Raw genomic sequence first — 24,570 nt, 5'->3', positions numbered from 1 at the left:
AATCAGTGTCGGCAAGAAAGTGAGTCTTGTATTTTTAAACCTCCATCACGCTGTATTCATTGCAACACTTCGTCATGCAGCTTTTAAAGTTCTAGTTCCAATTTCAGCCTTTTTTAAAAGCCGGCATCGGCGTAGTTTTATTAATACAACAGGATATTTAAAATGTCAGATACAGTTAAGGGAACCGTGAAGTGGTTCAATGAATCTAAAGGATTCGGTTTTATTCAACAAGAAAACGGAGCAGATGTTTTTGCTCACTTTAGCAAAATACAAGGATCAGGTTTCAAGACTTTGAAAGAAGGTCAGGCTGTTCAATTTACAGTTGCTAAAGGTGAAAAAGGACCTCAGGCGGAAAATATCGTTCGTCTATAAACCAAATTTAAGAACAGCTGAAGAAGCTCTCGTTTTTTCAGCTGTTCTTTTTATAAAACAGAAAAAACATAAAAGGAAGAATATTTTAACTTCAATCTCTAATTTCAATATTGGGCTCAAGATTTAAGCGGCCATCTTTTTCAAGAATTCCGATTGATTTTCCATCCGGACCCACGACAACAACAATGGGTTCTTGAAACATGGGGCGACGAATAAACTTTATACTCCAACCAAAGTTTTAAATTGTACGAAGCTCATACATTTGATCTTCATTCAGATATTTGCTTAAATTTGGAGGAACAGGTTTCATACCTTTGCGTTTATCATCATTCATCAGAACTCTCCTATTTTTAATAATTAAAGTGGAAACCTAAAAAGTTCTTTATACTATAACACAACTAGAGACGTTTCTTGAAGGCATGAGAAATGGCATCTGTTAGTTGCTTCTTAGTAAAAGGTTTTGTAACAATGTCATCAACACCCTGTTTGTTGCAGCTAATGAGAACCTCATCGGTTAAATCCGCAGTAATCACAAGAATTGGAATGTTTTGCGGGTTATCCCAAAGCGAGACTAACTCCAACCCATCCTTACCCGGTAAATGATAGTCTGTTAATAATAAATCATAGCTGTTTCGCTGAAGCATGATCAAAGCTTCATCAACATTATCAACCACATCAACAATATGGTTCAGTTTCTCCAGCATCTCTATACACACTTGCTGATTAACAAGATTGTCTTCTACCACAAGAATTTTGTAGGAAACACCCACAGGTTGTATGGCGTTTTCGCAGGTTTTTCCATAAACGCGTTGAGGTTGAAAAGCAGATAACACCTTGTTGTGAGTCAATGGCAGAGAAAGCAACTGACAATTATTGAGTTTATTCAATAGTTCGACATCAACATATTCAGAACTGTAACCAATCAAACACACAGGAGTTTGTTTTTCACACGCCTCTAGCAAGGCTGTAGATTGTGAGTTGGAAAGTTTTGAGACACAATCGACAAATAAAAGATCTGCTGTAGAAGCAGGGTGTTCATTAAAGGTGACCCCGCAAAAATGTAAATACTCTTGTAAACAGAGTTTAATGTTGTTGTTATTGGTTGCAAGACAGGAGTGTTTGTTTAATTGAGGTAAAAGCATCTCTTCCAGTGTATCTACTTTATTCATCATCAACTTCACGGTAAAAACACTACCTTTATTGACCTCACTCTCAAGACTAATTTCCCCGTTCATTTTTTCAACAAGTTGTTTGACAATAGCAAGTCCTAAACCGGTTCCACCATATTTCCGGGTAATGCTTGAATCGGCCTGTACAAAAGGGTTGAAAAGGTTTTCGATTAACTCAGCGTTGATACCGATGCCGGTATCAACCAATCTAAAAATAATGATGTTAGGATTGTCCTCATCCGATTGAACAAAAAGATTGATTTCTCCTTTGTCGGTAAATTTAAAAGCATTGCTTAAGAGATTAAAAAAGATTTGCTTAATTCTAACAAGATCACCAGATCTTTTAATGTCTAAATTGTGACCAACACAACATGTAAAAACAATGTTTTTTTGTTTCGCTTGTGATGAAAAAGCGTTTGCTATTTCATCAATTAAGGAAAGCAGGTTAAGAGGCGCTTCTTCCAGCTCTAGTTTTCCGGCCTCTATTTTTGATAAATCAAGAATGTCATTAATAATATCAAGCAAGTGTTTACCGGATGTGATAATGGTTTCTGCATAAATATTTTGCTCATCATTCATTTCTGTTGATAACAAAAGCTCACTCATTCCTAATACACCATTAAGAGGAGTTCTGACCTCATGGCTGACGCGAGCTAAAAACTCGCTTTTTGCTTTGCTGGCGTCGTCTGCCAATTGTTTCTGGGTTTGTTGTCGGACAATTTCATTTTCGTATAAAAGTTTTCTTCGATATAGGTAAACCGCTGTAAATATAATACTCAACAAAGCCAACAAATAAAGCATATAGGCCCAAGTGGTTTTCCAAGGAGGTGGGTTAACTTTGAAAGAAAACTCTTTTGGATCAGACCAGGCTCCATAATTTCCGCGCCCGCGGACTTTAAAGTTATAATCTCCGGAAGCCAGATTCAAAAACGAATATTTTCCGTCATTTCCTGTGCTAATCCATTGTTTGTTCAATCCTTCAAGTAAATACTGATACTCAACGGAAGAAGAGCTTGTATAAGATAATAAAGTTGCATCAATATTCAAGGCACCATAGTTATAGTCCAGAATCAACTCATCGTTGAGTTTGATTTGAGTTTGATTATATTTGATATCATCAATTATTAAGTTCGGCTTATTGGGCGTTTGTTTTTGAAAAGAGCTGTTATAGACAGCAATTCCTTTTTCTGTGACTATCACCGGTGTTTCATCAACGGATAATATGTCAACGATTGCATTTGATGGCAGCCCGTTTTCAGTTGTGTAAACGCTGTAACTTTTTGTTTTGATGTCCACCTCGACAACGCCTGAGTCGAGAGTACGAATGAGCATTACATCATCTTTAATGCTTTTAATTTGGTATAAGGAAACAGTCGGCAAAATATGAGAGTAACTTTGATTTGAAGCTGATAGTTTAACTCCATCCCAAATGAGTAGCTCAAGACTACCATTTATAATAGCCCAAACATTTTTTTCATTGGACTCAATATAGAAACCGGTAATTTGATGGCCGGCAGGGTCACGATAAACTTCTTTAATTTGAAGCGTATTAAGGTCTAAGGTCTCTATTCCATAGGTCGTTGCAAGCCATAATGTTTCGCCAATACCTTTATCAAGTTGGTTGACAATATGTCCTTTGAGTTGGTTTGTCTCTTTGTTTGGAATCAAGCGGGCTATCATTTCATCTTTGTCAAAATAGCCCAGAGTTTCTTCATCAAACAGGTTAAAATAAAAGCGATTGGACTCAGTGTCCCGGTATAAATTTCGTGCGCTGTCTAGTCGCTTACCGTTTATATCAATAACACTGAAAACTTCACTTGTTTCCAGATTAATTTTATCAACACCACTAACTGTACTAACCCAGAGAAAACCGACTTCTTCCTTATCTGCAAAAATCGCATCTATTTTTGCAGATTCTTTGCTTCTATCAAAATAGTACGAATTGACAAAACTAAGTTCATTTTTGATAAACTCATATAACTCAACTTTTTGAGGAAACTCTCCAATCCAAAGTTTTTTATCGCTTGCAAAGGCTCTTTGAGTGGTAACGTAAGATTGTTCATCAGCAACTTGAGCCGGAAAATAAATGTTGTATCGGTTCCAGTCAGAAGCTAATTTTACAACCCCGGAATCTTCGGAGCCAACCCAGATGTTGCCGTCATCACCCTCAACTAACCCATTCACCGTACCCTGAAGGCGAATCTTTTCTCCATTCTCAAAGAGTTGAACTTTATAAAGGTTATTATTAGTGAATAAAACCAATGACGACGTCGTTCCTATCCAAATATTATTATGCCGGTCTATCATGATTCGTCGGACGGATGTCGCAGTATTGTCATGATACTTGGAGAGAGTGGCTTTTGATATCAGCACATCAAACTCTTTGGTTGTTTCATTATATTTAAATGCTCCCGGAAAGCCCCCGGCATAAATTTCTCCGGCAGGAGATTCTGTAAAACCATAGATGGGAGTTACATCTCCGAACTCTTGTCCCATATAAAAATCAAACACCTTGGAACTTCCGGTATCAATTTCGTATAGAAAGACTTTCGCATCAACCGTAGAAATCCAAAGTCTGTTTCGACTATCAATTAAAAGCTCATAGGTTTGATCGGATGTTAGCCAAGCATTTTCATTCGATGGCAAATGTTTAGTGAATGTCTGTTTTTGGGTATCCCACATATAAATACCTTCTCCATAAAGAGAAAACCAGACATTTCCGGATTGATCATTGTCCATGCCGAATAGATTGGAGTTAGGCAGCTTGAATAAATCTGAGTCACGATTGACATTACTGCTAAAAGTTTTGGTAAACTTATCAAAAATTGTGATACCAACAGAACTAACAGACAACCAGATTTTATTGTCCGGCATTGACATAACCTGTTCAATATACGGCTCAGGAAGAGAGTTCGGGTCAGACTTGTCTTTAAAGTAATTTACAAATTTAGAGGAATCATAACGGGAGAGACCATTTTTTGTTCCTACCCAAATAAAACCTTCATCATCTTGAATCAGATACTGAACATTATCGTTGGCTAAACCGCTTTTACTGTTATAAGATTTTGCCGGAATGTTTTTGATGGGAAGGCTTTCTGCTTTTGTTTGAGAAACAAACAACAGAGAGAGAATCACAAAAACAGTGGAAATGTTTTTAATCACAGAAATCAAATATTGGTCACAGATATGTTTTATATCAAAAAAAAACAAAATAATCTAGAGACGAAAACAAAAACTTGAAAACCCTGACAAAAACCCAAAATTACATTTTTACGGCGGATTGAGCCAAAATAAATAAAAACCGGGAAAACATTATGTCACAAAGTATGCATGCCTATCGGGGAACCACAATTGTTGGGTTTAGAAAAGGAAATCAAGTTGTTATCGGCGGTGACGGACAAGTCACACTTGGAAACACAGTGATGAAAAGTAACGCCAGAAAGGTCAGAAGACTCTATCGCAACGAAGTGATTGCCGGCTTTGCCGGAGCAACCGCAGATGCGTTCACTTTATTTGAAATTTTTGAGGCTAAACTGGAAAAACACTCCGGCCATTTGGTTCGCTCAGCCGTTGAAATGGCAAAAGAATGGCGAACCGACAGAAGGCTTGGACGTTTAGAGGCTTTACTAGCCGTTGCTGATAGAGAAACCTCTTTGATTATTTCGGGTAACGGTGATGTGATAGAACCTGAACATGGTTTGATAGCTATTGGCTCAGGAGGTGCTTTTGCCCAATCAGCCGCCCTGGCTCTCATGAGAAATACAGATTTATCCGCCAGAGAAATTGTTGAAAAATCACTCGAAATTGCTGCGGATATTTGTATCTATACCAACAAAAACCACACCATTGAAGAATTAAATACATAAGGAAAAACATAATGTCAAACATGACGCCCAGAGAAATTGTACAAGAACTCGATAAACATATTGTCGGGCAAACATCTGCAAAAAGAGCCGTTGCTATCGCATTGAGAAATCGTTGGAGAAGAATGCAGCTTCCGGAAAAAATGCGAGCTGAAATCACACCAAAAAACATTTTAATGATCGGTCCCACAGGTGTTGGTAAAACCGAAATTGCTCGCAGATTGGCAATTTTGGCAGATGCTCCTTTTATTAAGGTTGAGGCAACCAAATTTACCGAAGTTGGTTATGTCGGCAAAGATGTCGAGTCGATTATCCGTGACTTGATTGAGAACTCTATCAAAATGCGCAGAGAGCAAGCGGTCACAAAGGTAAAAGCACGAGCCGAAGCGGCCGCAGAACAAAGGGTTCTGGACTATTTAATACCAAAATCTCCGTCCCCTATTCCGGGTGAAGAGATCGAATCAAAAAACAACTCAACCCGCCAAAAGTTTTTAGATAAACTCCGAAACGGAGAGCTGGACGATAAAGAAATTGAAATCGAGGTTAAAACGAGCTTAGGGGTTGAAATTATGGCTCCTCCGGGAATGGAGGAAATGACAGACCAATTGCAAGGGATGTTTGAAAATATTGGACGAAAGAAAAAACAAACCAAAAAGCTCACCATAAAAAAAGCCTTGCCAATTCTTGAAAGTGAAGAAGCGGCTAAGTTAATCAATGATGATGAAATCAAACAAACAGCAATTCAGAATGCGGAACAAAACGGCATCATTTTTATTGATGAAATTGATAAAGTCGCTAAATCTTATGGAACCGGCGGAGAGGTTTCTCGCGAAGGCGTACAAAGAGATTTGTTGCCACTAATTGAAGGGAGCACTGTAAACACTCGCTATGGAGCGATTAAAACAGACCACATGCTTTTCATAGCATCAGGAGCTTTTCATTTGGCGAAGCCATCAGATTTGATTCCGGAGCTACAAGGACGATTACCGATTCGAGTAGAGCTCAGAGCGTTGACAGCCGAAGATTTTGCCAGAATACTGACCGAGCCGGAGGCATCTTTGACGGAGCAATATGTAGCATTGATGAGCACTGAGAATGTTGAGCTTGAATTTACCGAGTCAGGAATTAAAAGAATAGCCGAGGTTTCATTCGCCGTGAATGAAAAAACCGAAAACATTGGAGCTCGCAGGTTACACACCGTTCTGGAGCGACTGTTAGATGAGGTGTCATTCATCAGCTCGGACAACTCGGGCGAGAAGTATGTGATTGATGCTGCCCATGTTGATAAGAACCTCGCCGAGCTGGCTCAAAACGAAGATTTATCTCGTTATATTTTATAAAACAAACCAAAAGTTTGAGTTAAACCAACAACATAAGAGATAATAGACGGATTGATTTGAAACATAGGAAAACAAAATGAAACAAAAAATACAATTGTTTGTTGCTGTTGCATTAATCGCTTTGCTTCAGGCTTGTGGAGACAAAGACGCATCTAAAACAGAGATAAACACAAACAGCCCTGATGGAGCTTTGATGTCAATGGTTCAGTCTTTGAAAAACAATGATGTGAATGCCATTATGAAACTGAGTCTCACTGACGAAGAATATAACAAAGCGGTTTCTGAGTTTGAGAACAAAAAAGGCAACCCGTCAGAAAGCGACAAAGCACAATTTGCTCAAACCATGCAAATGTTAACAAGTGAGGGAGCCGTTGATCAAATCATGGCAATGGTAACTCCGCAACTGGAACAAATCAAACCACAGCTTTCAATGGCTTTGATGATGGGTAAAGGAATGGTTGCACAGGGCGTTCAGTCTAATGCTGATATTCCGGAAGATCAAAAAGAAACAGTTATTAATGTTGCGAATGCAATGATTGACTTTTTGAGCAAAAATGATGTTTTGAGTGAAGAAATTACCAGAAAAGCAGTTACAGCTGCTGTTGATACAGCAAAAAGCCTGAATGTTTCATCACTGGATGAGCTTCAAGCAATGTCATTTGATCAGGCAATGGGCAAAGCCGGAGTTGTTTTAGGCGGGTTCAAAAACGTCATTGGAGCTTATGGAATTTCAATTGATGATATGCTTGACTCAATTGAAGTCAGCGATGTTCAAGAAAATGGTGATTCAGCAACGATGAAAGTTGCCTATGAGTTTTTGGGTCAAACATTCAGCCAAAATGTGGAAATGGTGAAACTCAACGACAAATGGACAGCTAAAAAATAACAACACGAATTAGTTCGATATGAAGTGGTCGGAGTTACTTCCGGCCACTTTTGTATTTACATGTCTCTTTTAGCAAAAATATTATCACTTCGAGTAAAGGTTAAAATCATCCCTGATGATTTAAAAAAACTTGGAATTGATAATGAAAAGCCCATCATTTATGTCTTGGATAACAACTCTCTTGTTTCGAGAGTCGTTCTTAAAACAGAAAGCCAAAAGCAAGGCTTTGTTTATAAAAATATTCCAGCCGATTGGAACAAAGTCAACTCTGTGATGGCTCATAAAAGACTAAAAGGTTTTTGGAATCGAGTTCCAACGTATTCCGTTTTCCAAAATAACCTTGTTAATGTTTTGAATGCTTTAAAGGAAAATCAACAAAGAGAAGTGCAACTAGTACCTGTCTCGGTTTTTTTTGGTATGGCTCCCAACAAAAACAGTGGTTTTTTCAAAATATTATTTTCTGAAAACTGGGCAATTGGAGGGAGACTCAGAAAGTTTTTTTCCATACTGATTCATGGAAAAAATACCAAACTGCAATTCAGCCAGCCAATATTGCTCAACAAGGAGCTCGACAAAGAATCAACTGTTGAAGATTTATCCAAAAAAATATCAAGGGTTTTACAAGTTCACTTTCATCGTGTCAGAACATCTGTTGTTGGTCCTGATTTGTCGCACCGAAGAACAGTTGCCAAAAACATATTAAGCCGCCCTGCTGTCAAAGAAGAGATTGAAAAATACTCGCTGAGGAAAAAAATCAGCAAAGAAAAAGCCCACAGAGAAGCTAAAAAAATCATTCGTGAAATAGCCTCAGATTACTCATACTCAATTGTTAGTTTGTTTGCCAAAATGCTGACACGCTTTTGGACCAAGGTTTATAACGGCGTGGTTTTCAACCATTTTGAAGAGTTCAGAGCTGACGCGCAAAAATATGAGGTGATTTATACACCATGCCACCGCAGCCATATAGATTATCTCATTATGTCGTATGCGTTGCATGAAAGAGGAGTTGTTCCGCCACACATAGCTGCCGGAATTAATTTAAATATGCCTGTGGTTGGTCCATTTTTACGCCGAAGCGGAGCCTTTTTTATTCGTCGTTCATTTAATTCTGCATTGTATTCAACCATTTTTTCTGAATATTTGAGTGCCTTACTCACTCATGGAATTTCCATTGAGTATTTCATTGAAGGAACTCGAAGCAGAACCGGTCGGTTGCTACAACCAAAAGCAGGGATGCTGGCAATGACGATAAAAAGCTATTTGAATGAACGCAATAAGCCGGTTATTTTTCAGCCGGCAAATCTGAGTTATGAAAAACTCATGGAAGGAGGTTCCTACCAAAATGAACTCGGTGGAAAATCTAAAAAAAGCGAGTCAATCGGCGGACTATTTAAAGCCAGAAAACTTTTAAAACAAGATTATGGACGCCTAACAGTTAACTTTTCTGAACCTATATTGCTGGATGATTTATTGGATCAGTTCAAGCCAAACTGGAAAAGCATTACAATGAAAAGTAATAAAAAACCGGAGTGGTTTAAAAATCTTGTCGATGCTTGTGGCACAGAAATCATGGAGCGCATTAACTCGGCATCCCATGTGAATCCGATAAACCTGTTGGCTGTAACGCTTTTGTCAACCCCCAACCACTCTGCGTCAGTTGATAACCTATCCCAACAAATAGAACTTTATCGCCAATTATTAACATTGTTGCCCTACTCCGGCAGAGTGACTGTTACAACACTCACCACCGAAGAAATTTTTGATTTGGGTATAAAGTTAGGATTCATAGAAGTGGTTTCGCATGATTTAGGTGATGTGATTCGGGTTAAAAAAGAGCAAGGAATCCTGATGACTTATTATCGGAACAATATTTTGCACCTGTTTGCTGCAAGCTCATTCATTGCTATGAGTCTGGTGAACCAAAGACAATTGCCCCGCAAGCAAATATTACGGTTAATGGGTGTTGTTTACCCTTATATCAAAAGCGAACTATTTTTACACTGGACGACAGATGAGTTTCTCGAATATGGACGACAAACTTTACAAGTTCTAAAACAATTAGAGGTTTTGAAATCAGCCGGTCGAATCGTCGAAAGACATCCCGGAGGAAGTCTGGAGGCCGGAAAATTACGAGTTTTGGCTAATGCTGTGATGCAAACTTATGAGCGTTTCTTCATTGTCATAGCTGTTTTGAGCCGGCAAGGTTCGGAACAAATAACAGCACCTCAGCTTGAAACACTTTGTCATAAAACCGCAAGCAAGTTGAATTTGTTATACGGTTTTAACTCGCCGGACTTTTTTGATAAGTCGTTATTTAAAGGTTATATAACAAACCTGAAAGACGAAAAAGTGATAGAGACTGATGCTGAAGGAAAAATTATTTTTACCGAAAACCTCAAAACCTTTTACTTGGGAGCCAAGCAACTCCTATCCAAACGAATTCGCCATAGTGTTTTAAACTTACTGGAACCGGAAATTGCAGTTGAAAAAGATAAGGAGGGCTGAACAGTCCTAGCCAAGCCTATCAGTGACAGACTCTTGGAGTCGCTCGCCTCGAATCATTTCTCGATAGGGAATGTTGTTTTCCGCCAAACATTTAATAATTTCAATTTCAGCCATTTGCCCGGCGTCACTCGAGTAATGAACAACCAGTCTGTGTTGACCCGGTTTGCCCAGTTTCACATCTGTGACGATATCGAGTGCTTTTAATAATTTCCTGATTGAATCATCCGCATCTTGTTCTAATCGGAAAGTTAAGGCTTTGGTTCGTGCCGTTAAATCAGACACTTTTTCATCGGAGTGTAAGCGACCTTCTTTGAGAATAATGACCTGTTGGCACAAGTCCTCGATGACTTCCAGATTATGGGATGTAATTATTATTGATGTGCTTTTGCTGAGTGAACGAATCACTGATTTGATATTATCCGTTGTTCCGGGATCAAGCCCGGCTGTTGGTTCATCCAGCAAAATCAACTCAGGAGTTCCGATAAATGCCTGAGCAATAGCAATTCGTTTGAGCATTCCATGACTTAACTGGTCTGCGGTTTTATGTCTGGAAGATGACAAATTCACCATTTCCAAAACCCTCTCAGCTTCTTCAACGGCTAATTTTTTTTTGAAGCCCTGGAGTTCAGCAAACATAGCCAGTTGCTTACCGACAGGAATCGTTTTCAATAATGAAGCATCTTGTGGCAAGATTGAGATTCGCCCACGAAGCTGCGGATGATCAGGCTCATAATTAAGAATTTTGACTGAACCCTTGGTTGGTTTTAGAAAGCCACAAAATAATGAAAACAAGGTTGTTTTCCCTGCTCCATTGGGTCCTACCAAACCTGTTGTAATATCTTTCTTTACATTGACATTGATGTTATATAAAGCCCATTGATTTCCAAAACTTTTGGCAAGTCCGTTTGTTTCAATAATATTTTCAGACATCATATATCTCTTTTGGAAAAAATCATCCAGCCCAATAAGCCGTATGCCACCACATAAATCGGAACAAGCAGTGAAGCGCCCATCATTTTCACCCAGCTCAATTGCAAATACTGAAACTTGGTAGAGTTTGGAATGATGTATGAAATGACTTCTGCAAAATCTTTTGATTTGATTCCTATCACGCTAATGATGACAAGCATCACAACATAAACACTCACTCCCATAAGAGCCGACAAGCCGGCAGAACCAACAATGACAGAGCATAAAGACATAAAGGCAACAAAAGGAATTAAATAGAGAACCAAAGAAACCAAAACCAACGGCAAATCTGCAAGCACCAGAGCAACGCCATTGTTATCAACAGCCATAGAAATCAATGCTGCAATAATCGTCACCAAAATATAGGCAAACGATATCAGAATGGTTGCTCCAAAAAATCGTCCAACAAAAATCTCGATACGGTTGCATCTTGGTGTCAAGAACCTTAAATATTTACTGCCGATATCATTGGCGGTTTGATCACAGGCAGCTAAGAGAACAAACATAGGAACCGAAGACATAGCCAGATAAAAATATGCTGAAAAAGTCGGAGCTCTGTTCACAAACAAAGACTGAATCACTTTCGGATCAATGAATAAGGAAAGAATAAATCCGGTCTCAGCATTGGAAAGCATTTTGGCGTTTCCGCTACTGAGTTTCCATAAAACCCACAACCAAAACACAGAAAAAAACACCAGAAACAATAAGCCTCTGGCGCTTTTCAATGAATAATATATGTCCTGACGAACTAAAGTGTTAAATACGCCCGGACGAAATGAACTCACAATTACTCTGCTGGTTCAGGAGCCGGACCTGTTCCCATGGACTTTGCAGCCAGAATCGCCATAACCCCACCAACAAGACCAATTATATTAGTAACCCCGAAGCTAGACATTAAGCTACCCAACACCTCGGCTAGCACAGCAATTCCTCCAGCAATCATAATAAACTGGGCTTTTTTGTTTTGGAACAAGAAAACAGCACCGGCAATTAAAATACCAACACTAACTAGCAAAAACACGCCAAAAGCCATAAAGCCGATACCAGATCCACCAACCTCATCTTGAAATTTTTCCATTTGAGCTTTTTGTTCGGCAGTCATTTGTGACCCTGATTCTTTTTCCATTTGTGTTGCCACTTGGCTCATGCCCGTAGAAACACCTTGGGTTAAAGCACCACCACCAAGCCAAGTCAGGCCAGCAACCAAATTGAAAACAGCCGCAATAATTAAAATAACACCTGCTGCAGTACGCATAAATTTTCCCCTATTTCTCTTAATTTAAATTTAAAAAAACTCAGGATTGACTCAATCCCAAACCGATAACAATCATATTATAATTGACAAAATGTGTCAATAATGTGTCAACTATGTTTTTTAACAACTATTCAGCCACTCCGGTGACTCTACAAGTTTGATAAGCCGGGTTGGTATCAAGAATGGTATATTCGCCATCTCCCACATCAGCTTTTAATTGTCTGGTACCATTATTAAAGTATGTCACCTCAATATCGCCTTTTGACTCTAAATAGGTCGCCCAACGTTGCCCGGGTTCATTACAAACCACTTCGCATCCGTTTTTTCCACACTTAATCACTTCTTTATGAAAAGGCTCGTTGATTTGAGAAAAAGAAAAAGAAGAAACCAACAGACCGCCAACTAAAACTAAAATTTTCATATTACACCTCAATTATTAATTCATAGTGAGCATTTTATAGATAGGTGGTGAATACAAAATTAACGAAAGTTGTTATGAAATGTGAGCAATGTCACAGTTTTTCTTCACTCTCTTTAGAGAAGGTTGGCACAAAAAAATCTTGACCTTAATCATTAAATCGAACTATTTTTTTATCTACCGAAAAAAACGCACTTGTTTAACAAAGATTTAACTCCAGATTATTATATTAGAAGGTGCTAATATAACAGGAGAAATGTTATGAGAATGATATATGTTTTTTTGATTACTACAATTGCTTTTTTTAATACAGCTAAGGCAGAGGTTGAGGTTCAATCAGGGTTAAATGGAATGTGGATTACCGATAGTTCCGGACAGGGAGCGGTTTTTCAGGTGGCAAAGTTAAGCTCAGGTCCAAGTTTAGTAGTAACTTGGTATGCCTATCAAAATGGTCAACAGGTATGGTTAGTGGGTTCACAACCTTTTGAATATGGTGTGACAGAAATTTCTGTACCAATGCATATTACAAGCGGAGCAAATTGGGGTGATGACTTTCTTTCAGATGACGTGATTGTCACCGAATGGGGAACTGTAGCATTGAGTTTCTCAAGTTGTGATTCTGGAACAATGACATACAATTCTAATGATGAGGCGTTCGGCTCGGGAGTTGTTGACTTAATAAGGTTGACACGAACTGATGGTTTGGAGTGTAATGAAGACGTCGCGGTTACTGAGGAAGAAGGATTGAAATTTATGAGAGAGGAAGAAAAGCTAGCCAGAGACGTTTATTTAAAACTGTTCAGAGATTATGGTGTTAATGTGTTTTCCAATATTGCGGCGAGTGAACAAACTCACATGGATGCTGTTTTAGATTTGATGGAACAATATAATATTCCTGATTCATCAACCGGTATAGAAGGAACATATAACAACTTGGAGCTACAAGCTTTATATGAGCTACTTGTTTCAATAGCGGATCAGGGTTTGGCTCAAGCCTATTTGGTTGGAGCTTTAATTGAAGAAACCGATATCAGAGATATTGAGATTTATAAAGATATTTCTGTTTCAGAAAATGTGATTGCTGTTTATGATAACCTTTTGTGCGGCTCGAGGAGTCACCTTCGTTCCTTTGTTGCCAGATATGAGTCGGAGACAGGGTTGCCTTATATTGCTCAAATACCTGAGTTGGCTGAAATGGTTGACTCAATATTAAATACGGAACAAGAACAGTGCGGCAGACCTTAAGAGAGAAAGTTTTATGAAAAGATTGTTAGTTTTAATAGCTATTGTTAGTACAAGTGTAACAGCTTTAACTCCTGAGGCAGAAAAAGGAGAGCAAGCAGTAGTTGCTTGTATGTCCTGTCATAACCCGGAACTCACACCGGCATTGGCGCCACCATTCTTTGGTGTACAAAATCGTTATACCAGAGAGTATTCCGATAAGGCAGAGTTTATATCAGCAATTGTTGATTGGGTCATACAACCGACTATGGATAAAGCCTTGATGAGAAGACCGGTCAGAGAGCTTGGTTTAATGCCGGCAATGCCTTTACCGGATGAAGTGTTGGGTCAAATAGCAGCGTATTTATATGAAAAAGAATTTGAACCACCATGCACACACTGGGCGAATGATATCGCTAAAGGAAACAAAGACAATCATGCGAGAATGGTAGAGGATAACTATAACAATCTTTGTAAAGAGTAAAACAATCCCCGCAATGATGGCTGTTTACGTCAGCCCTCACAACCTAGATAAATTGACCGTTATCAAGAAAATCCTATTATCAATCAAAAGCACTTGATTTTTTTAAATTCATACAGATAATGAGAATGATTATTATTTAGATGTAAGAATTTGAAACTGTCACAGGCACAAACCGGAAAAAGTTATAAGGTTGAAGAGCTGAAAATATTAGGTTCTTTGGCGCAGCGAATGGCAATACTCGGTTTAACAACCGGTGTTTTAATCGAGCTTTTGGCTCTTTATAAGCACGGTGCACTTATACAAACCGGCTCGGGAGCCATAGCAATAGGCTCAGATTTACTCGAGCTGATTAGTGTCACCATGGCATGAATGCTTTTTCTCCTGTTTTCTATAGCGGTGTTTTCAATGCCACACAAAAATATCCATGAAAAATACTGAAAACACGCCACTGGTTGTCTTGGCAGGAAATCCGAACAGCGGAAAGACAACAGTTTTTAATAAGATATCTGGACTCAATAAAAAAACAGGTAACTGGTCAGGAGTTACTGTTGACTCACAATATTGTGCAGTAAATTATGAGGAACAAGGTTATAGTCTGGTCGATTTACCTGGTATTTTTGCGCTATCTTTAGACTCACAAGGTGAGGATGAAGCCCATGTTCTCGATTTTCTGAATAATAACAAACCGGATTTAATTGTAAATGTAATCAACTCTGCTTGTTTGAAAAAAAGTCTGTTCTTAACACTTGAAATGTTGGAGTTGAATATTCCAATGTTGTTGGTCTTAAATATGGCCGATGAAGCGCAAGCGCACAATATACAAATCAATAAAGATAAACTTGAAGAAATACTCGGGGTTCAAGCCATTGAAATGGTAGCCACGAAAAACACAGGTATTACAGAGCTAAAAGAAGCAATAAACAAATACCTCAGAAGTCCTCAAGAAGTTTTCAAAACAAAACAAAACAAACAACATAAAACGACTCAAGAAACAAAAGAGTCTCTGGAAGAGTGTTTTAATAATCGCTTAAAAAAAGCTGAAAATATTGCAAATGCTGTTCAAACCATAGAGCCAAACAATAAAAAAGCAAAATCCAAACTGGACTATTTCACCACACATCCAATTTGGGGGTTGTTATCATTTGTAGTTGCGATGTACATTATGTTCTTTTTTGCTATCAATATTTCAGCCGTTTTTGTTGATTTTTTTGATATCGCTTCCGGAGCGATATTTATTGATGGCACACGGTTATTTTTGTCTTCAATAGGGTTGCCTGAAAGCATTACTGCCATCCTTGCAGACGGACTTGGTAGCGGAATTCAAACAGTTGCGACTTTTATTCCGGTTATTGGTTTCTTATATTTGGCTCTGAGTTGGTTTGAAGGTTCCGGTTACATGGCAAGAGCGGCATTTGTTATGAACGGATACATGAAAAAACTTGGTCTTTCAGGGCAAACCTTTGTGCCGCTAATTATTAGTTTTGGTTGTAACGTCCCCGCTATTGCGGCAACAAGAACCTTATCATCAAAAAGAGAAAGGTTGATTACCATAATGATGGCTCCTTTTATGTCTTGCGGAGCTCGCCTGTCTGTTTATGCACTATTGGTCGCAGCATTTTTCTCACATGTTGGCTCTTTGGTTGTGATGGCTTTATATTTTCTGGGTATTCTGGTCGCAATTCTGACCGGAGTTATGCTTCATAAAACCGTGTTGAAAGGAAAAGCAGAACCGTTTGTGATTGAACTACCCAGTTGGAAAAACCCGGGGATAAAAAATTTGTTTATTGGTACATGGATAAGACTGAAAGGCTTTTTGGTTTCCGCTGGAAAAATAATCGTCATAATGGCTGCAATTTTGCAAATATTAAACTCAGTAGGAAAAGACTTTAGTTGGAACAACTCAAACACAGAAAACTCGATGCTGTCAGTTGTTGCTAAGGCAGCGACTCCGGTTTTTGAGCCAATGGGTATCGAAGAAGAAAACTGGCCGGCGGTTGTTGGAATCATTACCGGAATTTTAGCTAAAGAGGTGGTAGTTGGAACGCTCGATTCATTATACAGTGAGGCCAAAGAAGATGCTTCGGAAATCAGCATATCAGGAATAGGAAATGATTTGTTGGAATCGGTTCAATCAATAGCAACAAATTTTGTCAGTTTGGGCGAACAAATACTTGACCCACTAGGATTGTCATCAATTTCCTCAAATACGGAGGACGTGATAGAACAACAAGGTGTCAGTAACAAAACATTTGGCGTTATCAAAGATAAGTTTCAGGACAGATATGCTGTTTTTGCCTATTTAATATTTATTTTACTCTACGTTCCTTGTGTTGCTACGATAGCTGCTATCAGCAAAGAAGCTGGTTCACGTTGGGCTGTATTTGCTGCTGTGTGGAGCACATCACTGGCTTATCTCTCAGCAACAAACTTCTATCAGCTTTCAAGGTTTTCAACGCACCCCGCCAATGCACTGTTTTGGTTGGTTTTATTTGTCATTGTAATTACAGGTTTCTATCAATTTCTAAAAAGGTATTCAAAAAAGCCAATCGACTCAATAAAATTGAACACCTTGTAATTACAAAAGAAACATAAAACTCATATTGCACAATGTAAAGAATTGTAAAAAGACAAAAATTTTGTCTCTGTAGAAATTCTTTGCTAGAATGTAGTATCAAAAAAACACAAATAGCAACCATGTTAAACAAGATTGTGGATTTCTTCCAGGAACACAGTGTGGCGAAATTTTTTCTCACAGGAATTATCATTGCTCTGATTCATTCACTCACACATCATAACTCCGTATTCCTATATTCAGCATTGGGTTTAAGTTTCTTACCGGTATTAACTCAATTACCCTTTTTTGAAAACAAGTTAACCTATGATCAAAAAGACCAAATCATCTCCAGCTTTTTGTTGATATCTTCGGTTGTATGGGGCTTGTTTATGTGGACAGACCTACAGGACTATCCTCAAGCATACACACTTACGGCAATTGCAAATATTGTTGCCGGACTGATTTTCTTCAGAAGCATCAAAAAACGTCTGATGATAATTGTTCCAATGGTTGCCGTTCTTTGTGGATTGATTCTGTTCACTTTTGCAAAACCAGTTATCGAGTTAATAGTTGGATTGGTCGGTTTGACGGTTTTATTCATGTTTTTTAAACCGGCAGAGAAGAAGGAGAAAATAGTCACAAAAGATGCCATTATTACTGACAAAGGTGATAACGGCAAATATGAAATGATTGCCGAAATTGACAAGTTAAAGACAAAAAACAGAGACTTGCTCGAAGAGCTCAGACAAACAAAAGTCGATTTATCTGCAGCAGAAATGGCAAAAATGGAGTTTTTGGCAACAATGAGCCATGAAATCCGCACCCCTTTAAATGGAATTATTCCTATTTTGGATATATTGTTGGACTCTGAGATTACAGACTTTCAGAGAGACTATTTGAGCACAGCTCATGTTTCTGCTATTCAAATGCAGAAACTGATTGATGACTTATTGGACTTTTCAAAAGTAGAGGCCGGAAATCTGACAATCGAAACCAAGGGATTAAAAATTCAGCGTGTCATGGAAGCTGTAAAATCATCATACAAACAAGCGGCAGATAAAAAAGGAATTAAAATTGAGATTGAAATGGGCAGAGGCGTTAGCCCATTATTGAGAGGTGACCCCACCCGACTGAGACAAGTATTGTCGAATTTGTTAAGTAATGCAGTGAAGTTTTCACATACAGGAACAATTAAACTAAAAACATCCAAGTTAAAAGATTCGCCAACAAAAGAGATTATTCGGTTTGAAGTGATTGATCAGGGCGTCGGTTTAGATACAGAAACAGCAGACAACATTTTCAAACCATTTACGCAAGAAGATGGATCGAGTACAAGAAAATTTGGTGGTACTGGTCTTGGACTTGCTATTAGTAAACGAATTGTAGAATTAATGAACGGAACCATTGGGGTTGAGTCCGGAAAAGGAAAAGGCAGTAACTTCTATTTTGACTTGCCACTTCTAAAATCTGTTGGAGAAACAGGTGTTGGCGATAATGATAAGCCAACATATCAGGCAATTTTAGTGAACACCAATCCATTGCTATTCAACAAACTGAGTCAAAACTTAAAGTCAGAAAACGTTCCTTTTCAAAAAGCACTGGGACTTTCTCAAGCGTATGAAATTTTTGCTTCTATAAAGAAACTTTCGAGCTCTACAGAAAACATATTGCTGTTTATTGATTTTGAAACAGCCGGCAAACAAGTCAGAACCTTGTGTAACGATTTAGTGGAAGATAAAAACATGCAAGGAATGTATGCTTGCATTATTACCGAAAGCGGCCGTATTGCAGGAGTCCCTCAGCTACCAAATATTAAACTGGTCTCGAAAACTGACTCAATATTAGAACTTCTGAATAAAATTGAAGTGTTACAAGCTTCCAGAGATGCCCGTGCGGAAGCAGAAAAACTCTCTGAAGGAATTGTTACAGAACCTGAAGGTCAGTCAGAAGATCTCTCAGGAGAAACTGAACAAGCGATAGATGCTCCGGTGAAAGCGTCAGCCTCTGTTTCAATGACCGGAATGTCTGAGAAGGTTCTTTTGGTTGAGGACAATGAAATCAATTTAAAAGTGGCAGAAAAGCTAATTCAGTATATCGGTTATGACTACGATTTTGCGATGAATGGTCAAGAAGCTTTGGAAAAAATTAAGGATACTCGCTATCGAATGATATTAATGGACTGCTTGATGCCGGTAATGGATGGTTATCGTTGTACCGAAAATATTAGAAAAATGGAAGAGCAAGAGGGTTTGAGTCGAACACCAATTCTGGCAATGACAGCGAATGCGATGTTAGGAGACAGAGAGAAATGTTTGGATGCAGGAATGGACGATTATATGTCCAAGCCTCTCAATCGATATATCCTAGAAAAAACATTGAAAAAGTGGGATCCATTTGATCAATCAGCTGCAAAAGCAGCCGAAGTCTTACAAAGCGTTCCGTCAAAGAGCGATGATACATCAGTTAAAACTGAAGAAAAACAAGAAGAGACAGTCGAAGAAGTTGGTTCAAAACCTGAGAAGTTACCGATCAACCAAAAGTGGTTAAACACAAAATCATTGACGAATATAAAAGAGTTTATGGGAGATGAAGTTGTACAATTGCTCGAAATGTTCGAAAAAGAAACCCCTGATTTGATTAAAAAGATGCGTATTGCTTTAAAGGGTGAAAGGTTTGAAGAAATTCAAAAAATGGCACACATGCTTAAGTCAACCAGTGCAAACATTGGCGCTAATGGTCTTAGCTTTTTTGCCAGAAAAATGGAGTTAGCAGCAGAAGTATCCAACGGCTCTCAGTTGGAAGAAATTTACACCAAAATCAGAAAAGCTTATGCCTTAACTAGTCCGGAAATAGCTAAGTATATTAAAAACCAAATGATCTAAAGGTTTTGTTCAGCAAAGGTTCAGTGTTGTTATTGCAACATAGTCAACTTTTGAAAAAAGTATACCATGATAAGCAAAGCAATTGTCTTAATCGCATTAATTGGACAAATACAAGAAGAAACCAACAGCGATGAAAGTGTTGAAACAGTTATAGTTACAGCATCTAAAAAACAGCAAAAACAAGAGAATATATCAGCAGCAGTATCAGTAATCTCCAAAGAAAAACTGCAAGAAAAAAGTTTTGCTCTACTTCCTGATTTAATCAGGGAAGAAGCAGGGATTTACATCCAACAAACAACTCCGGGACAAGGAATACCAATAATAAGAGGGTTAAAGGGGTCTGAAAACCTTCACATGGTTGATGGAATGAGGTTGAATACAGCCTTTTTCAGGAATGCACCTAATCAATATTTGGCACTTGTTGACCCGTTTGTTACCGAACAAATAGAGGTTGTACGAGGTCCATCATCGGTTTTATATGGTGGAGATGCTTTGGGTGGCGTGGTGAATATTGTTTCACATACACCAACATTCTCAGGTACAGAATGGCAAAATCAGGGTTCTTTTTTTGTTTCCTATGATACAGCCGATGAAAAATCACTCAGCAACGTCACTTTTGACTCCGGAAATGAAAAACTGGCGACAACAATCGGTTTAAGTTATCAGGATGTTGGAAGTCGAACAATTGGCGGTGGAGGCGTTATTCCTTTTACTGCCTACACTTCAAAAGCATTGAATAATAAATGGATTTATAAGATTAATGATTCAAAAAGCATCAAATTAAACATGCAATACTTGAATCAACCATCAACACCAAGAGTTGATAGTCTGGTTGCCGGGTTTGGTCAAGCAGAACCGGACTCATCTCTGTTTTTGTTTTCTCCAAACGAACGTCAATTTACACATTTAACACTGGATGACCTGAGTCCTACCAATGTTTATGATACAGCATCATATAATATTGCCTGGCAAAGAATTAAGGATTATAGAGAAAAGGTTTCTTATGGTTCTGACGCAACAACCTATGAACAGAATCAAAGCTCTCAAATTTCTTTTCAGAGTGCATTTACAAAAAAAGTAAATCATTTGGATTTTGTCTATGGGTTAGATTTTTATTCAGACACCATAAATAGTGCAAAACAGAAACTATCAGAAGGCGAACTAACAACTCAAGAGCCAAGATTTCCTGATGACTCAAACATGCGTCATTGGGGAGTTTTTGTTGATGCAACCAGATACTTCGAGCATCAGGATATCGTTTTTGGATTACGTTACAGTGATTATTCAATCGATTTGAACAGCAGTTCTACTAGCGAAGATGTTTTAAAGTTAGATGATTTAACCTGGCATTTGGGGTGGTTGTATTATTTAGATGGCAAAAACAGGTTGTTTGCCAATCTAGGACGAGGTTTTCGACCACCTAATATTTTTGATTTAGGACAAGTCGGGGATCGCCCAGGTAATCGTTTTAATGTCATTAACAACGATGTGAAGCCGGAAACCGTACACACAATAGATTTTGGTATAAAACACTTTTCTACAGATTGGACAGTTGACTTAGCTGTTTTTTATTCACAATATGACGATAAAATAGCTAGTGTAGAAACTGGTGAATTAACAGAATCAGGTCAGATTATCGTTCAGTCACAAAACTTAAATGATGTTCGACTTTATGGCTTAGAAAGCCATCTTAATTACAGATTTGCTGATGACTCTGAATTGGATGCGGTACTAAATTACACCTGGGGCGAAGAAAAAAGTGAGCTTCTCACAGAACCGGCAGATAGAATACCTCCATTAAATGGTTACATTGGATATAAAAAACACCTTTCAAACAAGTGGACGATTAACCCTAAAATTATTTTTGCAGACACACAGAACCGATTGAGCGGCAGAGATATCAGCGATCCAAGAATCAATCCGTTTGGAACCGGCGGTTTTGTAACATACAATTTATACTCAACATGGAAGTTAAACTCGGGTGCTAATATAAGACTGGGGCTGGAAAATATTTTCGATAAAAAATATCGTGAGCATGCTTCCGGTTTGGAAGCTGCCGGAAGAAATTACCACGCATCTTTCAATTATTTATTTTAGTGAAGAATTGACTGTACTTGCTCAATTTATCAGAAGTATTATAATTTCGGCATGAAAAAGTTTTATGTGATTCTAATTCTGGTTTTAATAACCGGTTGTTCTGAAAAGAAAGAGGTTGTTAAAAAAACCAATCATGGGCGTTATTCAATTAAACAAGATACTGCTCCGAGCAATCAAAGTCTCGATATAACATCTTTGCAACAATGGGAAATCAAACCCGAACCTAAAAGTCGCTATGGCAACCATTCGCCTTATGTGGTTTTTGGAAAAACATATCATCTTGAAGATGCCAGTCATGAGTTTGAGCAAACCGGAACGGCATCATGGTACGGAAAAAAGTTTCATGGTCACAAGACATCTAACATGGAAACCTTTGATATGTACAAACTCACAGCGGCACACCGAACTCTTCCGCTTCCCAGCTATGTTGAAGTCACCAATCTAGATAATAACAAAAAAGTCGTGGTTCGAGTGAATGATCGAGGGCCTTTCAAAAGCAAGCGAATCATTGACCTTTCCTGGGCTGCTGCCAAAGCACTAGATTACGATACTAAAGGACTGGCGAACGTCAGAATAAAACTTTTGCAATCTCCAGGAGTGCAGTTTGCAAGCAAACCGGAGAAACAACCAACCCGGCCGGAAGACAAAGAGTATAAATATTTACAGGTTGGTGCCTTTTCAGATAAAACCAAAGCTCTGGATATTGCATCCGATTTAAGCAAATTGGTTCTATTGCCAGTTTATGTTTCTGATACTTTAGCACAAGGTCCACTTTACCGTGTTCGCATCGGTCCATTGACTGAAGAAGAAAACATTATTGATATCATTCAAAAGGTTCAAAACAAGGGCTTTTTCAATACCAAAATGGTTGTCGATTAGTGCTGCTGATTACAGACAAACATGGATTAGAACTCTTTTCAAAGAAACTCACAAATTCGCAAAAACGCTTCAAGTTTATTGTTCATTGCAAAGAGCTACTGAGTTATTTTGTTAATGAAAACTCAATAACAGTTTTTTATGGTTTTCTGGACATGGATAACGGAAACTTGAGTCCGGCAGAGTTTGTAAACTCAAAAATAAAACGTAAGCGATATGATTCACTGGCTGACTTATATGGTTCATTTATTATCTTCCACTATGAGTTAAATTCGGGAAGGAGTTGTGCTTTTAGTGATATTCTCGGTGATTTTCTGGTTAATTATGTCATTGAAGAGAATGAAATCCGACTTAGCGATTTCCCCGAACCATTACTTAACAAACAAAACAACTCAATCAACCATAAACGCCTATTGCATTATTTTGCACTCACACAGCCACAAAGTGAGGGAAGCTTTTTTAGTGAAATTAAACAACTGTCGCCAAGAAAACTTCTTGAGGTTGAAAATGACAAAGTTCAAGAGGTCAACTATTATCAACCCTCGGTTGATGTGGATTTCAAACACAGCGACATAAATATTGCTGCAAATCATTTATTGCAGTTGATGCAAGATGTCATTCGATTACAAACAAAAAACCATCAGCGTATTGGCATTACACTCAGCGGTGGCATGGACTCAACTTTTGTCGCAGCCAATAGTGTTAAAACAGGAAAAAAAGTTACTACCTACTCCTATCTTTTTCCCAATATGCCACAAGCCGATGAAAAAACTTGGATTGATAGTATGCGAAACATGGGGTTCGATATGAACACATTTGTGGGAGAAAGCTACTGGCCATTAAAGCCTGAATGGAATATTAGTTTAAACTCACCAGTCAGCAATCCATACAGACATTTGAAAACAGTGATCTATCAACGAGCCCAAAGTCAGAATGTTCAGTTGTTGCTAACTGGTGTTTTTGCCGATCATCTTTATTCAGGCTCGATTTATTGGTTGATTGACCAAATTAAACATTCTCCAATAATGGCGATAAGGTCTTTTTATCAAGTCCTGAAAGGCTTTGGAGCCAGAAAGTCTCTCCAACAAATAGCTCCGGCAAAATGGAGCAAGAAAACAGGAATAGTAGGAAGTCGTTGGATGACACATGATAGCTACGGTGAACTGAAAAAAGAATTTGAGAGTTATACAAAAATCCAACATCCTCACCCTCAACAATTCGCATTGGTTTATGGAATGTCAACAGCTCAATCTTCATGGTTGGAAAACGAATATGCTTTTAAAGAGAATGTATTTATCAGGCATCCTTTCAGAGATCGAAGAATTGTAGATTTCATGATGAAATTACCGGCTTGGTTATTGGGAGAAACAGATAAAAGAAAAGCGCTTATCACTAAAGCAGGAAAAGGACTTTTGCCGGATAGCATTCTTAACCGAAAAAAGCTTTCCACTCTTTCACCGTTGTTTATCAAAGGAGTTATGGAAAAAGAATTTGACTTTGTTCAGCAAGTCGTAACAGATAAAAACTCGACCTGGAGCGACATTATTGATACCAAGGCTTTGAACAAAGTATTGAAAAGCCCTGATGAGAATACCAAAGAAAGCGAATATTTGCTCCTTTGGCAATGTTTATCTTATGAACTATGGAAAAATAAACTCGCAGAAGTTTGATGCTTCTGC

18 protein-coding genes are annotated in these 24,570 nt (G+C 38.3%); 13 read left to right on the top strand and 5 right to left on the bottom strand.

The window, feature by feature from the left end:
- Positions 1–162: 162 nt before the first annotated feature.
- Positions 163–372: a cold-shock protein gene (locus tag R3F25_05775; protein MEZ5496323.1), complete on the top strand. Its 210-nt coding sequence runs from the start codon at positions 163–165 to the stop codon at positions 370–372.
- A 398-nt stretch (positions 373–770) separates the two neighbouring features.
- Here the strand turns inward: R3F25_05775 and R3F25_05770 are convergent, their stop codons facing one another.
- Positions 771–4,703, bottom strand: a complete 3,933-nt coding sequence (locus R3F25_05770; GenBank protein ID MEZ5496322.1) for an ATP-binding protein — start codon at positions 4,701–4,703, stop codon at positions 771–773.
- A 164-nt stretch (positions 4,704–4,867) separates the two neighbouring features.
- On the opposite strand from R3F25_05770, the gene hslV reads away from it, so the two are divergent.
- From hslV to plsB, 4 genes are all read left to right on the top strand, one after another.
- Positions 4,868–5,407: an ATP-dependent protease subunit HslV gene (gene hslV / locus R3F25_05765; protein ID MEZ5496321.1), complete on the top strand. Its 540-nt coding sequence runs from the start codon at positions 4,868–4,870 to the stop codon at positions 5,405–5,407.
- A gap of 11 nt (positions 5,408–5,418) precedes the next feature.
- Positions 5,419–6,744, top strand: coding sequence for an ATP-dependent protease ATPase subunit HslU (gene hslU, locus R3F25_05760; GenBank protein MEZ5496320.1), 1,326 nt, complete (start codon positions 5,419–5,421; stop codon positions 6,742–6,744).
- A 76-nt stretch (positions 6,745–6,820) separates the two neighbouring features.
- On the top strand, positions 6,821–7,630 hold the full coding sequence (locus R3F25_05755; GenBank protein ID MEZ5496319.1) for a hypothetical protein: 810 nt from the start codon (positions 6,821–6,823) through the stop codon (positions 7,628–7,630).
- Between the two features lie 24 nt (positions 7,631–7,654).
- A complete protein-coding gene (gene plsB, locus R3F25_05750) occupies positions 7,655–10,135 on the top strand; it encodes a glycerol-3-phosphate 1-O-acyltransferase PlsB (GenBank protein MEZ5496318.1) in 2,481 nt (826 codons plus the stop codon).
- Between the two features lie 6 nt (positions 10,136–10,141).
- On the opposite strand, the gene R3F25_05745 is transcribed toward plsB, so the two are convergent.
- The 4 genes from R3F25_05745 to R3F25_05730 all read right to left on the bottom strand — a co-directional run bounded on the left by R3F25_05745 (position 10,142) and on the right by R3F25_05730 (position 12,780).
- Positions 10,142–11,065 (bottom strand): ABC transporter ATP-binding protein, encoded by a 924-nt coding sequence (locus R3F25_05745; protein MEZ5496317.1) that lies wholly within the window; start codon positions 11,063–11,065, stop codon positions 10,142–10,144.
- Positions 11,065–11,889 carry a hypothetical protein gene (locus tag R3F25_05740; GenBank protein ID MEZ5496316.1) on the bottom strand — a complete coding sequence of 275 codons (825 nt, stop codon included), beginning with the start codon at positions 11,887–11,889 and terminating at the stop codon, positions 11,065–11,067. The genes R3F25_05745 and R3F25_05740 overlap by 1 nt, the downstream gene beginning before the upstream one ends.
- Positions 11,890–11,891: 2 nt before the next feature.
- Positions 11,892–12,359 carry a hypothetical protein gene (locus R3F25_05735; GenBank protein ID MEZ5496315.1) on the bottom strand — a complete coding sequence of 156 codons (468 nt, stop codon included), beginning with the start codon at positions 12,357–12,359 and terminating at the stop codon, positions 11,892–11,894.
- Positions 12,360–12,486: 127 nt separating this feature from the next.
- Positions 12,487–12,780: a hypothetical protein gene (locus R3F25_05730; protein ID MEZ5496314.1), complete on the bottom strand. Its 294-nt coding sequence runs from the start codon at positions 12,778–12,780 to the stop codon at positions 12,487–12,489.
- A 258-nt stretch (positions 12,781–13,038) separates the two neighbouring features.
- Between R3F25_05730 and R3F25_05725 the strand changes: the two genes are divergently transcribed.
- The 8 genes from R3F25_05725 (at position 13,039) to R3F25_05690 (ending at position 24,561) form a co-directional block, all read left to right on the top strand.
- Positions 13,039–14,022: a DUF2202 domain-containing protein gene (locus R3F25_05725; GenBank protein ID MEZ5496313.1), complete on the top strand. Its 984-nt coding sequence runs from the start codon at positions 13,039–13,041 to the stop codon at positions 14,020–14,022.
- A 13-nt stretch (positions 14,023–14,035) separates the two neighbouring features.
- Positions 14,036–14,482, top strand: a complete 447-nt coding sequence (locus R3F25_05720; protein ID MEZ5496312.1) for a hypothetical protein — start codon at positions 14,036–14,038, stop codon at positions 14,480–14,482.
- A 150-nt stretch (positions 14,483–14,632) separates the two neighbouring features.
- Positions 14,633–14,851: a ferrous iron transport protein A gene (locus tag R3F25_05715; GenBank protein MEZ5496311.1), complete on the top strand. Its 219-nt coding sequence runs from the start codon at positions 14,633–14,635 to the stop codon at positions 14,849–14,851.
- 55 nt (positions 14,852–14,906) lie between these two features.
- A complete protein-coding gene (gene feoB / locus R3F25_05710) occupies positions 14,907–17,057 on the top strand; it encodes a ferrous iron transport protein B (protein MEZ5496310.1) in 2,151 nt (716 codons plus the stop codon).
- A gap of 119 nt (positions 17,058–17,176) precedes the next feature.
- Positions 17,177–19,918, top strand: a complete 2,742-nt coding sequence (locus tag R3F25_05705; protein MEZ5496309.1) for an ATP-binding protein — start codon at positions 17,177–17,179, stop codon at positions 19,916–19,918.
- Positions 19,919–19,984: 66 nt separating this feature from the next.
- A complete protein-coding gene (locus R3F25_05700; GenBank protein ID MEZ5496308.1) occupies positions 19,985–22,015 on the top strand; it encodes a TonB-dependent receptor in 2,031 nt (676 codons plus the stop codon).
- A gap of 51 nt (positions 22,016–22,066) precedes the next feature.
- Positions 22,067–22,894, top strand: coding sequence for a septal ring lytic transglycosylase RlpA family protein (locus R3F25_05695; protein MEZ5496307.1), 828 nt, complete (start codon positions 22,067–22,069; stop codon positions 22,892–22,894).
- Entirely contained in the window at positions 22,894–24,561 is a 1,668-nt protein-coding gene (locus tag R3F25_05690; GenBank protein ID MEZ5496306.1) for an asparagine synthase C-terminal domain-containing protein, read from the top strand. The genes R3F25_05695 and R3F25_05690 overlap by 1 nt, the downstream gene beginning before the upstream one ends.
- Positions 24,562–24,570: the final 9 nt, after the last annotated feature.

The sequence above is a fragment of the Gammaproteobacteria bacterium genome, from assembly GCA_041395445.1.
Lineage (GTDB): Bacteria > Pseudomonadota > Gammaproteobacteria > Xanthomonadales > Marinicellaceae > NORP309.
Note: the sequence above shows the minus strand (reverse complement) of the source record. Positions and strands in the feature narration are given on the sequence as shown.